The organism is Enterococcus casseliflavus (assembly GCF_029215545.1).
Lineage (GTDB): Bacteria > Bacillota > Bacilli > Lactobacillales > Enterococcaceae > Enterococcus_D > Enterococcus_D casseliflavus.
This window is the reverse complement of record NZ_CP119393.1, coordinates 989,845-1,002,976: the sequence shown is the minus strand read 5'-3', so window position 1 is coordinate 1,002,976 and position 13,132 is coordinate 989,845. Positions and strand designations below refer to the sequence as shown.

Genomic DNA, 13,132 nt, shown 5'->3' with positions numbered 1-13,132 from the left:
GCTTTTTTCTCCTTATTCTTCGACAAAGACATTTTTATAATCATAGGCCGCGCCAACACTATGAACGATGAGGCCTTTGATTTTTGGCGACCGTAGATGTGCTTCAGCACTTTGGAAGAGTGGAATAACGCCTAAGTCGTCGTTTAAGATTTTTTCTGCTGCTACCATATTTTCCCAACGGGCTTCTGGATCGTTAGCATTTTCATTGGAGGCTTGTTCGATCAATTGATTGTAGTCATCATTTAGCCATTTTCCACGATTATAGGAACTGTCTTTTTTGAACAATTCCAAAAAGTTGATTGGATCTGCATAATCCCCGATCCAGTTGTTCATGACCATCTCAAAATCGCCGCTATTTGAACGATCCAAGCGCACAGAAAATGGAACGTTTGTGACTTCGACAGTCAGCCCATCCAGTGTTTGCTGCAAGGTGCCTTGAATGTATTCTGCCATTTTTTTCGATTGATCGGTATCTGATGTCAACAGTTCAAAAGACAATGTATCGATACCCAGTTCAGCTTTTGCCTTTTCCCAATATTCTTGGGCTTTTTCTTCGTCAAAGGCTAACGTGGTTGCCGCATCCTCGACAAAATCAGCCTTTGTCTCTGGATTAAACGCTAGGTCAGAAGGAACAAAACCGACAGCCGGTAAGGAGCCGTTGCCTAAAATATTGTCAACGATTTGTTGTCGATTCATACTATACGAAATGGCCTGGCGCAGATTTGCATTTCGAAAAGGCGAATCTTCTGGTGCTTGATTCATTTCTAAATACTGAGTGGTTGCACTAGGCTGAACAATGTAATCAGGATGATTCACATTCTGCATCGCCAATTCACCGCTTAAAATAATGTCATCGGCTTGTCCGCTTTCGTACAAGTTATAAGCGGTCGATGAGTCTTTCACGACATCAAAATTAATTGTTTCAAGTTTGACCGAATCGGCATCCCAATAATCGGGATTTTTCGCCAATGTCCATTGGATGTCGGTGCCTGGTCCAGCATAATTGGTCAATAGGAATGGTCCATTGTACGCCGCGTTTTCACTGGTTAAGGCATATTGGTCACCGAACTCTTCCACGACACGCTCGTTTTGCGGGAAGAAAGTTGGAAAAGCCAGTAAAGATAAAAAGTAAGGCGTCGGTTTTTCTAACGTGATTTTCAATTGATAATCATTGACTGCTTCGATCCCTAACTCGCTTTTATCTAGCGTACCATCTGAAATAGCGGCAGCGTTTTTAACGGGTGCCAGCATATAAGCATAATTGGAAGCAGTGGCTGGATCAACGGTTCGCTGCCAGCTAAAAACATAATCAGCTGCAGTAACTGGATCGCCATTGGACCATTTTGCCTCTTCCCGCAGTGAAATGATGTAAGAAAGCCCATCTTCACTAACTTCAGCGTCTTCGCTTGCGCCAGCAATCACAGGAACATTGTTTTCATCTAAGCGATAAAGACCTTCATAGGCGTTGTTTAACGTGATAAAGCTGTAAGAGTCGGTTGCTAAAGAAATATCTGCACTGCCCATCTCTGCCGAAAATTGCACATTGATCACTTGCTCTGCAGAAGAAGCTGCTGATGAATCCGTCTCGTTATCTTGATTGCCATTTTGACAAGCTGCTAAAAATAAGCTGCCTAGTAACACAAGCGATACTGCATATTTGCTACGTTTCCCCATTTCTACTCATCCCCTTCTAACATTCAGATAATTCAAAAAATTCTGTTTGTTGTACCGAGTTTACCGCATGTTTATGCAGCCTGTCAATTTAACACGACCAAAAAATGTAAGAGGTTACATAGTTGTGTCAGAAACGCTCTTCTGAATGTAAAAAGTAGAAAAGAGCGACTTTATGCTGAATATCGTTGAAAGGAGTCGTGCCAAGAAAGCATACAAAAAAGTTCTGATCTTCTAGTAATCAGAACTTTGGCTACTCTCTTATACATCATTTCGAAGAAAAATGGATAAAAAAACTTTCTTAATTTTCCTTCCCTTTCACAAAAAAAAGAAGACATAAATTTCGTCTTCATAGCGCTTTCTCAGAGCCTTCCCACTTTTTTGCCTTTCAACTCAAGGAATAAAAGAAATCTCCTCAGAAAGTAAAAAAAACGTATCTATTTTAAAATGGGAGTGGTACACTAAACAAACGAAGAGTACTGCACGTGAGAAAAGAAAGACTTCCCCAAGTATCCATTTTCTCCAATACTCTTCGGACTCTTCAGTACGTATATTAATTATACGTACTTTTTTCATTTGTTCAAGGCTTTTGAGGAATTTGATCAAAAAATTACTATCGATAAAAAAATTACAAGATTCCACAGCTAATTGACAATCATTCTCAATTAGCGCTATACTAAACCAAATCGTCCCGAGTCAAAGGAGGAATTTCATGTATATCCGTACCGTTGCGTTTGAAGTCATTCCAGAAGGAAAAGAACTCTTTCTTGCTAAAATGAAAAAAGATACCGCCTCAATGAAAACATTTGCTGGCTGTCACTCTGCTGAAGCTTGGTTTTCAGAATCAAAAGACCGCCTCGTTTTCCAGTTGGTGTCAAAATGGACTGAGAAAAAAGCCTTTCAAGCTTGGTTAAAACGCCCCGAACATCTGCAAAAGCACAGAGAGGCGTATCGAGCAGAAAAAGAAGGAACTGCAAAACCGAACCTTGTTTTGTCCAAAACAGGTCAAGAATTTGTCTTGATCGATGAAGAGCCTACTCCTAGTTAAACTATACGAGCGATCCACCAAAGCTGATTCCGTTCGCTTTGGTGGATCGCTTTCTTGTTCAGTATCTCTCTATTCTATTCCACCGTTCGCTCGTTCAGGGTTCTTCCTTGCTGATCTTTTAATTGAAGCCAGCCATTGGTCCCCCCATAGTAAAGAAACATGCCGACCTCATTGACACTTTTTAATACGACGTCTTCAATCGTTCGTCCCTCTTTGATCGCTGATTGATTCTCTTGCCGTATCTTTTCTGCTAATCGAGCTGAAAAGCCCACCGAGCCGTCTTTGTTCAAAGGAACCTCTTGACGCAAAGTAGCGCCTTTTTCAATTCGAACCTCGTTGCGTTTCTGCCAATAGACCGTTGCTGTACTTCCTTGATAATCCACCATAAAGGGTTCATCTTGTAATTCTTTTGACCATTTATGACGAGGCTTACCCCCTTTTTTCACCGCTTTCGTTTCCTTTTTGCTGGTAGATACATAACCCAGAAAATCGATCAAGCAATCAAATGGTTCCGCACAAATAGCGACCCCTTGTTGCAGTTCCTGTGGAATCAAGATAGGTGCGTTGGAAGCATTGGACAGTTGATATTTCTCTTGATAATAGGCTGCTAAGTATGGCGCCATGATCTCCCAAGGTGGTGTAAGGATCATTAAGCGATCATATTCTTGCTTGTCATCAAATGTTTTCTCATCTGCAACTGATAGTAATTGGCCTTCTTTTATGGCTAAAAGGACGGTATTGTCTTTTGTTTCAATAAGTTTTCCTTTAACAATTTGCAGTTGCCCTGCTTCCTTCGGCAATTCAAAAAGCATCTGTTTGTCATCAATGACCGTTTTTTCTAATTCCATTTCGCTCCCTGCTTTCTGCTAGTTTCTCGCCCATTATAGCATGTATTTTTCTACGCAGCGGTGTCCAAGAATCAAAAAAAGAGGCTGCTTCCAAGAAACAGCCCCTTTGTTAAGGGAATTGGTTTACGTGCATGGCTTCGCTTGATTGGGATTAACCCTTAGCTAGAAAAGCAATCAACCAATGCTGGTTGATAGATCTCGTTGTATTTTGCCACAACTCGTCCACAACGTTCTTCAAGCTCGTCATGATCGGTCTCTTCATAACGGATCACATGCAAAACGGCACAACGTTCCATTTTTCTGACCACTTCTCCGATAACGCGGCTTTCTAAGCCAACTGGTTTACATTCATATGCTTTACCTAATACAATTGTTTCTGCTTCCATAATGCGCTCCTTACTACTCGTTTCTCTAATCGTATTATCATCTTATCATCTAATTCTAATAAAATAAAGCGATATGCATGTCCATTTAAAACGAAAATGAAAAAAGTGCCCATTATTCAATGAACACTTGCTTCGTAAACGTTATATTGTTTTTTGATAATTATTAAGAAATGACGATTTATTTACGACTCGCTACTAGAATCGCCGCAAATTCTTCAAGATATTTCTGATCGATCTCATCATAGCTGTTCGTTTTGCCACTATCGATATCCAACACACCAATCAATTGATCATCAGCTATCATAGGAACAACGATTTCAGACATAGCTGCCGAGTCACAAGAGATATAGTTCTCATGTTCTTTGACATTCGGGACAATCAATGTCGTTTGTTTTGCCGCTGACTCTCCACAAACCCCTTTGCCCATAGTAATTCTGGTGCAAGATACTCTTCCTTGGAACGGGCCTAAGATCAGTTCGCCTTCTTCAAACAAATAGTAGCCGGCAAACACCGTATCTTCCAATGTTTCATTTAATAAAGCAGAAGAGTTTGCTAGATTAGCGATCCAATTACTCTCTGCTTCTAGTAATCCTTTTAATTGCAGAAGCATCAATTCATACGCTTCGATTTTTTTATTCATTTTCTCACCTCTGTCCTTGATTATAAGCAAAGACAGAGGATTTGTCTTGTCTAAATTACTGAGTATGGGAAACAATAATGTGAAAAAAGAACTGTTGCCTAAAATAGCCTATCCATCCACTCGTACCAATAGTCAACACTACTCATAGCATTTCCTTCTCAGTCGTCTTTGAAAACTTACTAGGCATCAATCACAGTAAAGCGAGTGTTTTCATGTTGTACTGTTTCGATCTCATCGATAATTGCCTTAGCTAACGTACCGCTAGATGTCACCGATTCCTTTTGTTCGTTGAATAGTAAGTGATCTTTCCCTAAAATCGCTGGTTTAGCTGGTCCTTCTTGAAAGACATTCCCAGGAGAAATCCCCACCCAAGGGACATTTTTGACTGTTTCTAAAAAGAGATATTCGTCTAGCTGATTTTCTGGAATCGCAATCCAACTTTCGCTTCCTGGTGCTTTTTTCAACTCAGAGAGATTACGTTCCCCCGCTTCATTGAATAAACTGCCGGCTCCTAAGATGAAGAACAAACGAGTGTTTTTTTCTCGAAACAGGTGCACTAATTTTGTTGCCAGATCCACATGCAAGTAAGCTTTGTCAGGACTTGTTGCAAACGCGTCAACAAGCACATCAAAGTCACTGAGCTCTTCTTCTGTGAGGGAAAAAGCATCCTTTGTAAGTGTTTTGACCGTCTCACCAAGTTGTTCTTTGGCCTTCCCTTCATTTCTCACGATAGCAGTCACTTCGTGTCCTCTCTGTACTGCTTCTTGATAAATTGCTGAACCTGCATTCCCTGTTGCGCCAATAATACCGATTTTCATAATGACCATCCTTCCTACTTTTGTTTTTTTCAAAATCAGTTGTTACAAATTAAGTTACAACTAGAGTATAAAAGAAACTTTCTTCCCTGTCAAGAATTTGCCTAGCAGGTGAAAGTTCTTTTTTTACAGCCTTCCATGTGACACTTTTAATGATTGGCTTCTACTTGAATGCCGTCAATGATGGATTGTAGTGAGATAGCGCTCATTTCCTGCTCAATTTTCTTTTGCAGCACATCGTAAGTTTCCTCTAATACCGTTTGGATATTCCCCCCAATCAAGCAATTGGGATTGGTCTTCTTGTCCGCATGTAAAAGATGCTGATCTTTTTCAACACTCGCATAAATGTCTAACAAAGAAATCTCATTTGGTTCCTTCGTTAGTTTAGGGTTTGGTTTTCCTCTTTGGCTTTCGATCAATCCTGCAATACGCAGATCACTCATAATCCGGCGAACATAAGCAGGATTCGTTTCAACACTCTGGGCGATCCGATCACTTGATAGATCAGTTCCTTTAAAGAGGTGGATGTAAGCGAGGATGTGAATGGCGTCGCTGTATTTCGTTGAATATTTCACTTCGTCTCCACTCCTTTTTCTTGTATCATACCTCTTTTTTCAGATTTAGACAAAGGGTACTGACCAATCTTACAAAACTCGAGAATCCCGTCAAGAAAAAGCAGCCCTCAAAAAGTTAGCACAAAAGCCTAACTTCTTGAGGGAACTGCATACTGAACCATTTTTTTCCTTTTTATTTAAACGAGCACTTTGCTAATAGCCCTTCATCCAAGCAGACTCAATCTGATTGCCGTCAGGATCAACGATTTCATAACCGACCATCATGTCCTCTGGAATCCCCATATCAACTTGGAACGACTGTCCACCATTTTCTTCAGCGATTTTTGCAAAATTCTTTGCTTCTTCTGGTGTGTCAAAACTAAACGCGATCAATGCGCCACTCGTCTTCTTTGTATCTGCAATACTTCTACCATTTAGAAATTGTTGGTAAAACGCATGTTCTAACAGCATTAACCAAATCGATTCACTCCAAACCATTCCACTGCTGGTCTCGTTTGAGAACTCTTCATTTTTTACAAACCCCAGCGCTTCATAAAAGGATGTTGCACGTTTGATATCAGTGACAGGCAAGTTAATAAACACCATTTTGTTCGCCATTTTCTTGCTCCCTTTCTTTGGTAAGCTGCACTGCTGAATCCGTTCTCATTATAGCACCTATCGGTTCATTCACAAAAACATCAGTCTTTGTCCTCTGCTGCTAGTCTGAATAACTTGATCCAAAATTTTTTTCAAGTAAAAAAAGGCCTTGCACACATAGGCCTTTTAGCTTTTCTCATCTATGAAAAAGTAACTTGATAAGCATTAGCAAAGAATCATGTTTTCGCTAATACAATCAGCCCAAACTACTTTATTTAATACTCAAAGCTCAAGTCTTGAGTCGATCACGGTTACTTTCCCACGATAAATTTTTCGATACTCTTTGGGCGTATAAGAAGTTGCTTTTTTAAATTTCTTACTAAAATAATTTGGATCATTGAATCCTACTCTAACAGAAATTTCACTGATTGATCGATCACTTGTTGAGAGTTCTTTTTTGGCAACTTCAATACGATAAATCATCAAGTACAATGAAAAGGTCATTCCTAATGTATTCTTGATCAAACGGCTGGTGTGATACCGACTTAAATGCAGGTGATCTGCTAAAGTGTCTAACGTAATATGTTCTCTATAATTTTCATGAATATAGCGCAATATCTTATGTCTTAAAGAAAGCGAAGGAGAAGCTTCATTGTTTTTCTCGACGTGCAGCAAGGAAATCTGATTGATGGATTGAATCCCTCGGTCCAATGCATAAACAAAATCATTGGTGATCGGTTCGACCAAATAATCGATCAAGTCGTAACGCAACGCTTTTTGAGCGATAGCAAAACTTTCTACTGCAGAATACAAAATTGCTTTTGCATTCGGATAAAAAGAAAGCAACTCTTTGTATAATTCAAAACAGTCCTCTTCGCCATCCGCATTGATCACTGCAATCTCAACCATCTGCTCAAGACAGGTACGCTGAAGTGCTTTTTTCGAATCAACCATTGGAAGCAAGATGACATTTGGGAAATGACGATCAATCAAACGAACCATCTCGCTAACTGCTCTTCGCTCTTCGCTGTCAATGATCAATAAATTACACACGAAATTTTCTCCTTCGCTAAAAATTCATAGTCGGTTTCTCTATTTTCGTTTATTTTTCTTGAAAATCAATGACCATCCGTCCTTTGATTTTTCCTGAAAGCATTTCATCAAAAATATCGTTGATCTCTTCTAACTGACGCATGACTACTTTAGGAACGACTTTCCCTTCCGCTGCAAATTGGAAGGCTTCTGCTAAATCAGTTCGTGTTCCAACAAGGGAACCGACAATCTTAATCCCATCCAATACAAGTCGAGGAATGTTCAAGTCCATGCTTTCTGGTGGGAGACCGACCGCTACAATCGTACCGCCCGCACGAACAGCATCAACAGCAGAATTGAAGGCTGCTTTTGAAACAGCTGTTACTACGGCTGCATGTGCGCCGCCGGTTGCTTCTTGAATGATTTTTGCCGCATCTTCTTTTGCAGGATTGATTACAAGATCAGCGCCGTGATCTTTTGCGAAGTTCAACTGTTTGTCGTTGATATCGATTCCAATCACTTTTGCATTAAAGACATTTTTAGCATATTGTAAGGCTAGGTTTCCTAGTCCCCCTAAACCATAGATGGCGATCCATTGACCGGGTTTAATGTCAGAAACTTTTACCGCTTTATATGTGGTTACACCTGCACAAGTAATGCTGCTGGCTTCAGCAGAACCTAAGTCCTCTGGAACTTTCACTGCATAGTCAGCTACAACGATACATTCTTCAGCCATACCACCATCTACAGAATAGCCGGCATTTCTAACCGAACGGCATAATGATTCATTCCCGTTCACACAGTACTCGCATGATCCACAGCTTTCATACAACCAAGCGACACTTGCACGGTCACCGATTGCTAGAGAAGTAACATCATCACCGATTGCAACCACTTTACCGATTCCCTCGTGTCCGAGTACGATCCCAGATGCATCTCCAAAGTCGCCATCTTTTACATGCAAGTCAGTATGGCAGACACCGCAACACTCCATTTTCAATAATGCTTCATTCGGACGAAGCGCTCTTAATTCTTTTTCCTCGATTTTTACAACCTTATCTTTTGATACTACAGCTGCTTTCACAAAGACACCTCTTTCAATTCGATTAAATAAAGAACTTCCTTTTATTTGTGAAGTAGTTAACTAACACATAGAGGTCAGTAATAGCTAGATAAAAGAAAGTTCTCTATCGAGAAGATTACCATAGAAATCATCAAAAAAAGGGGAATTTATTGCTTTTTTTCTGTAATCATTTATTAGAAAACAATAATGAAATCATTCAAAATTTTTTCTTTATTTCCAGATTACATAAAATTAAAAATTAAAAAGATAGAGAAAATTCATCTCTATAAATAACAATCGTTTCAATAAAAAACATCAAGACGATCTGATAGAAGACTGTAGGATGATTTGTACTCACTGTTCTTCTATCCTTCTATTTTTATCCCTTCGATGACTTGCGATTTATTTTCTTTCAGGCGCTGAATGTCCTATTGGTATTTAGCAAGATGTCCCTCGTCAATGTTTTTCTGAAAATTTCCATTCCCTTCTTCTCCTTTTCTACTCATAAAAGCAACTAGTGCACAAAGGCGGTCGATCAAACAATCGACAATCTGTACTCTGTCATTATTGGACAGCCGATAAGTATCCACAAAAAGTTTCAATCGATGGCATTGCGTTTCACTCAGACGACTGTTCCCATCAAAATACAAGGGTACCCAGCGGTACGCAGCATAAGAAACATCCCATAACCTGCTTCCTGGCCTTACTGTGTCAAAATCAAAAAGCCCAAAAGGCTCCCCAACTACGATCGGCACATAATACGGAAAAACATAGTAATCAATCAGCAACTACCTAATCACTCAAAATGAACTTCTATAGCCTAAATGTGTAGTGAACGTTTAATTAAAATCTCCGTTTATTGCCTCTTTGCCTTTTTTATAAAAAACTGCTGATCAGTAACAGTTGTTGAGAGGGAAATAAACTGGAATCTGAAGAAAGTATTCTGTCTTCGCAAAACTTTAGACGATCATTTCATGGTATCCTCTGCTAGATAAGCTAAAATCATTTATGAAAAAAGTTACTCTGACGTACATGTAATTTTTGTTGCGCCAAATGAAGCATTGAGGGAAGTTGGATAGAAGTTTCAGAAACGGCAGGCGGTTTGAATGACAAACCGTCTCCAGGCGTCATTTGCGCATGCTCCACTTGAAACATCGTAAGAAACGGCTAACGAATAGAAATAATTATTTTTGTTAGCACTACGTTTGCTCTTGAAGGAAAACCTGAATGGAATTTTTTAGAGAACGTCATTTCTTGATGTGTCTTTTTCTTGACCTAAAGTTAACTTCAACATTTATACTAACAATACTAACTTAAGAAAGAAGGATTTATATGAGAGCAGCAATTTTTGAAAAAGCAGGATTAGTTAAAGTGGAGGAAGTAAAAAAGCCAACTTTACAAGCAGCCGATGATGTTATTATTAAAGTTGTCCGAGCATGTGTTTGCGGTTCTGATCTTTGGTCGTATGCCCATGGCGATAGTAAAGAACCTCATTCAGTTAATGATGGTCATGAGGCATTAGGCATCGTTGAAGAAATCGGTCCAGACATTACGACTGTGAAACCTGGAGATTTTGTCATCGTCCCCTTCACCCATGGTTGTGGTGAATGTGATGCTTGCCGTGCCGGCTTTGATGGCACATGCGACCGTCATCAAGGTACAACGAATTGGTCTAACGGTTTCCAATCTGAGTATATCAACTTCCATTACGGCAACTGGGCCCTTGTAAAAGTTCCAGGTCAGCCAGCTGATTATACGGAAGGTATGATCAAGTCTCTTTTAACTTTGGCAGATGTTATGCCCACAGGATATCATGCGGCACGTTGTGCACATGTAGAAAAAGGGGATAAAGTCGTCGTGATTGGCGATGGTGCCGTAGGACAATGTGCTGTCATCGCGGCAAAAATGCGTGGGGCTTCCCAAATTATTTTAATGAGCCGTCATAAAGATCGACAAGAAATGGCTCTTCAATCAGGTGCTACAGCTGTTGTGGCTGAGCGTGGTGAAGAGGGAATCGCGAAGGTACGCGAGATCCTTGGCGGAGGCGCGGATGCTGCTCTTGAATGTGTTGGTACAGAAGCTGCCATTACACAAGCCCTTGGTGTATTGCATAATGGTGGTCGTGTAGGTTATGTCGGCGTCCCTCACTATGACAATCGACCAATCGGTTCCACTTTTGCTCAAAACATTTCCATTGCGGGAGGATCTGCATCGGTCACAACATATGATAAGGAAATCCTGTTAAAAGCGGTGCTTGATGGTACTATCAATCCAGGCCGCGTTTTCACCCAAACCTATGATTTAGATGATATCAACCAAGCCTATGCCGATATGCAGGAACGAAAAACGATCAAATCTATGGTTGTTGTTTCAAGGGATGAATAGACAAAGCTAATTAAAAAAAGCTCGTCTTAACAATGGACAGCCTCTCGATAGACAAAGTACTATAACCAGTACTTTGTCTTTTTATCCATGAAGAAAGAAAACACTGTAACCGCCTCCCCTTTTTCCACAATTAATCAATTCTAGAACTTTAAAATGATAGAACATAACGCCAAACAAAAGAAAAAAGCCCTTGAAAACAAGGGCTTTTGCTTCATCTGATAATAAATGATTAACGACGAATTTCTTTGATACGAGCTGCTTTTCCGTGTAATGCACGCAAGTAGTACAATTTTGCACGACGTACTTTACCGTAACGAACAACTTCGATTTGTGCAACACGTGGTGTGTGCAATGGGAAGGTACGTTCAACACCTACACCGTTTGATACTTTACGAACTGTATAAGTTTCGCTGATACCAGCACCGCGGCGTTTGATGACAACACCTTCAAATAACTGAATACGTTCGCGAGTTCCTTCGACAACTTTCGCGTGAACGCGAACAGTGTCCCCAGGACGGAAAGCTGGGATGTCAGTACGTAATTGTTCTTGAGTTAGTTCTTGAATCAATGGATTCATGTTTATCATTCTCCTTATTCCCAAACATTCTTAAAGCATGAAAGCTCCAGCGGAACATCGTAATAGTTGAGTTTACACTCACTGAAATATCTTACCACAGTCGACCATAGGCTGTAAAGAGAATTTTCTTGTCATGGCACAGAATATCAAAAAAACTGGCACTATTTTACTTGCCAGTCTTCGATTCGTCTTCAATTTCTTTTAAAAGCTTCTGCATTTCAGCGGTCAGCGGATAAGTTTCCAGCATATCTGGACGTCGCTGATACGTTCGGCGCAAGGATTCTTTTAATTGCCACTGCTCGATCAGTTTATGATTGCCATTCATCAAAACTTCCGGTACTTTCATGCCTTTGAACTCTGCCGGGCGTGTATATTGCGGATGCTCTAATAAACCAGTGGAATGAGAATCAGTTTGTGCGGAGGTTTGATTGCCCAAAACTTCTGGTAATAGCCTGACCGTCGCATCGATCATGACCATTGCCCCCAATTCGCCGCCAGTCAAGACGTAATCGCCCAGTGACACTTCATCAGTGACCAATGAACGGATTCGTTCATCATAGCCTTCATAGTGACCGCAAATAAAAACAAGGTGCTCTTCGGTAGAGAATTCTTCCGCCATCTTTTGATCAAAGGGTTTTCCCGCTGGGTCTAATAGGATCACCCGCTTTTTCGTTTCTGGTGTCGCTTCTTCGATCGCTTTGATATTGTCATAGACAGGTTGGACTTTTAATAACATTCCTGCTCCGCCACCATAAGGATAGTCATCCACTGTTTGATGTTTGTTGTCAGAATAATCACGGAAATTAGAGACATTGATTTCTAACAATCCCTTTTCCCGTGCTTTACCGATGATCGATTCTCCAAGAGGCCCTTCAAACATTCGTGGAAATAGTGTCAGCACATCAATTCTCATCGTCTAACAACCCTTCTGGGATCTCAACGATGACCTGACCATTTTCAAGATCGATGGTATGAACAACAGATTCGATATAAGGAATCAAGCCATCCTTCTTCCCTTTTCGCTGTACCACCCAAACATCATTGGCGCCTGGTGAAAGGATCTCTTTGACTTTACCAATGACTGTGCCATCTTCTTCGACGACTTCCAGACCAATAATTTCATGGTAGTAAAACTCATTTTCTGCTAGATCCACCAAATCATCCTTGGTAACTTTTAAAATGCCGTTACGAAACGGTTCAACGTCGTTGATGTTGGGATAGCCCTCAAACGTTAACAAATCAAAATTTTTATGTTTGCGATGACCTGAAACAATCAATGGTAATGGCTCTTTATTTTCACGAAAAAGTGTCAATTCAGCCCCTTTACGGTAGCGTTCTTCTGGAAAATCCGTTTGTGATATCACTCGTACTTCTCCACGGATCCCATGTGTATTGACGATTTTCCCTACGTTTAAATATTCTGTCACGTTCGTTCCCCATTTCTTCTAACTTCTGTTCTATTTTAGCATAGCAAAGTAGCGAATTCTAGCCGTTTCCTAGCGCCCCCTGTTTTCCT

At 40.4% G+C, this 13,132-nt stretch carries 14 protein-coding genes; 2 read left to right on the top strand and 12 right to left on the bottom strand.

Going from position 1 to position 13,132, the window contains the following annotated elements; translation table 11 throughout:
- Positions 1-12 precede the first annotated feature (12 nt).
- On the bottom strand, positions 13-1,674 hold the full coding sequence (locus P0G38_RS04790; protein ID WP_010749716.1) for a peptide ABC transporter substrate-binding protein: 1,662 nt from the start codon (positions 1,672-1,674) through the stop codon (positions 13-15).
- 709 nt (positions 1,675-2,383) lie between these two features.
- Here P0G38_RS04790 and P0G38_RS04785 point away from each other — a divergent pair.
- Positions 2,384-2,719: an antibiotic biosynthesis monooxygenase family protein gene (locus tag P0G38_RS04785; protein ID WP_142968785.1), complete on the top strand. Its 336-nt coding sequence runs from the start codon at positions 2,384-2,386 to the stop codon at positions 2,717-2,719.
- 74 nt (positions 2,720-2,793) lie between these two features.
- Here the strand turns inward: P0G38_RS04785 and P0G38_RS04780 are convergent, their stop codons facing one another.
- The 8 genes from P0G38_RS04780 to adhP all read right to left on the bottom strand — a co-directional run bounded on the left by P0G38_RS04780 (position 2,794) and on the right by adhP (position 8,675).
- The gene (locus P0G38_RS04780; RefSeq protein WP_142968784.1) at positions 2,794-3,567 is read right to left on the bottom strand and encodes a hypothetical protein; all 774 of its coding nucleotides are present in this window, start codon (positions 3,565-3,567) and stop codon (positions 2,794-2,796) included.
- Between the two features lie 158 nt (positions 3,568-3,725).
- On the bottom strand, positions 3,726-3,953 hold the full coding sequence (locus P0G38_RS04775) for a hypothetical protein (RefSeq protein WP_221693205.1): 228 nt from the start codon (positions 3,951-3,953) through the stop codon (positions 3,726-3,728).
- A 178-nt stretch (positions 3,954-4,131) separates the two neighbouring features.
- The gene (locus tag P0G38_RS04770; RefSeq protein WP_015510123.1) at positions 4,132-4,593 is read right to left on the bottom strand and encodes a GAF domain-containing protein; all 462 of its coding nucleotides are present in this window, start codon (positions 4,591-4,593) and stop codon (positions 4,132-4,134) included.
- A 179-nt stretch (positions 4,594-4,772) separates the two neighbouring features.
- Complete coding sequence (locus P0G38_RS04765) at positions 4,773-5,420, bottom strand: NAD(P)H-binding protein (RefSeq protein WP_275854138.1); 648 nt, start codon at positions 5,418-5,420, stop codon at positions 4,773-4,775.
- Between the two features lie 137 nt (positions 5,421-5,557).
- Positions 5,558-5,983, bottom strand: coding sequence for an Rrf2 family transcriptional regulator (locus P0G38_RS04760; RefSeq protein WP_010749722.1), 426 nt, complete (start codon positions 5,981-5,983; stop codon positions 5,558-5,560).
- A gap of 192 nt (positions 5,984-6,175) precedes the next feature.
- Complete coding sequence (locus P0G38_RS04755) at positions 6,176-6,580, bottom strand: VOC family protein (RefSeq protein ID WP_005229066.1); 405 nt, start codon at positions 6,578-6,580, stop codon at positions 6,176-6,178.
- A 261-nt stretch (positions 6,581-6,841) separates the two neighbouring features.
- The gene (locus tag P0G38_RS04750; protein WP_171805173.1) at positions 6,842-7,561 is read right to left on the bottom strand and encodes a response regulator transcription factor; all 720 of its coding nucleotides are present in this window, start codon (positions 7,559-7,561) and stop codon (positions 6,842-6,844) included.
- Positions 7,562-7,661: 100 nt separating this feature from the next.
- Complete coding sequence (adhP, locus tag P0G38_RS04745) at positions 7,662-8,675, bottom strand: alcohol dehydrogenase AdhP (RefSeq protein ID WP_275854130.1); 1,014 nt, start codon at positions 8,673-8,675, stop codon at positions 7,662-7,664.
- Positions 8,676-9,986: 1,311 nt separating this feature from the next.
- On the opposite strand from adhP, the gene P0G38_RS04740 reads away from it, so the two are divergent.
- Positions 9,987-11,039, top strand: coding sequence for a zinc-binding dehydrogenase (locus P0G38_RS04740; RefSeq protein WP_074536033.1), 1,053 nt, complete (start codon positions 9,987-9,989; stop codon positions 11,037-11,039).
- Positions 11,040-11,268: 229 nt separating this feature from the next.
- Here the strand turns inward: P0G38_RS04740 and rplS are convergent, their stop codons facing one another.
- From rplS to rimM, 3 genes are all read right to left on the bottom strand, one after another.
- Positions 11,269-11,616 carry a 50S ribosomal protein L19 gene (gene rplS / locus P0G38_RS04735; RefSeq protein ID WP_002357176.1) on the bottom strand — a complete coding sequence of 116 codons (348 nt, stop codon included), beginning with the start codon at positions 11,614-11,616 and terminating at the stop codon, positions 11,269-11,271.
- Positions 11,617-11,782: 166 nt separating this feature from the next.
- Positions 11,783-12,529, bottom strand: coding sequence for a tRNA (guanosine(37)-N1)-methyltransferase TrmD (gene trmD, locus P0G38_RS04730; protein ID WP_275854129.1), 747 nt, complete (start codon positions 12,527-12,529; stop codon positions 11,783-11,785).
- Positions 12,519-13,043 (bottom strand): ribosome maturation factor RimM, encoded by a 525-nt coding sequence (rimM, locus tag P0G38_RS04725; RefSeq protein ID WP_275854128.1) that lies wholly within the window; start codon positions 13,041-13,043, stop codon positions 12,519-12,521. The genes trmD and rimM overlap by 11 nt, the downstream gene beginning before the upstream one ends.
- Positions 13,044-13,132 lie beyond the last annotated feature (89 nt).

Excerpts from the sequence above, each read along its gene's own strand:
- P0G38_RS04790 (WP_010749716.1), bottom strand. The coding sequence starts at position 1,674 with ATGGGGAAACGTAGCAAATATGCAGTATCGCTTGTGTTACTAGGCAGC.
- P0G38_RS04785 (WP_142968785.1), top strand. The coding sequence starts at position 2,384 with ATGTATATCCGTACCGTTGCGTTTGAAGTCATTCCAGAAGGAAAAGAA.
- P0G38_RS04780 (WP_142968784.1), bottom strand. The coding sequence starts at position 3,567 with ATGGAATTAGAAAAAACGGTCATTGATGACAAACAGATGCTTTTTGAA.
- P0G38_RS04775 (WP_221693205.1), bottom strand. The coding sequence starts at position 3,953 with ATGGAAGCAGAAACAATTGTATTAGGTAAAGCATATGAATGTAAACCA.
- P0G38_RS04770 (WP_015510123.1), bottom strand. The coding sequence starts at position 4,593 with ATGAATAAAAAAATCGAAGCGTATGAATTGATGCTTCTGCAATTAAAA.
- P0G38_RS04765 (WP_275854138.1), bottom strand. The coding sequence starts at position 5,420 with ATGGTCATTATGAAAATCGGTATTATTGGCGCAACAGGGAATGCAGGT.
- P0G38_RS04755 (WP_005229066.1), bottom strand. The coding sequence starts at position 6,580 with ATGGCGAACAAAATGGTGTTTATTAACTTGCCTGTCACTGATATCAAA.
- P0G38_RS04750 (WP_171805173.1), bottom strand. The coding sequence starts at position 7,561 with ATGGTTCGTTTGATTGATCGTCATTTCCCAAATGTCATCTTGCTTCCA.
- P0G38_RS04740 (WP_074536033.1), top strand. The coding sequence starts at position 9,987 with ATGAGAGCAGCAATTTTTGAAAAAGCAGGATTAGTTAAAGTGGAGGAA.
- rplS (WP_002357176.1), bottom strand. The coding sequence starts at position 11,616 with ATGAATCCATTGATTCAAGAACTAACTCAAGAACAATTACGTACTGAC.
- trmD (WP_275854129.1), bottom strand. The coding sequence starts at position 12,529 with ATGAGAATTGATGTGCTGACACTATTTCCACGAATGTTTGAAGGGCCT.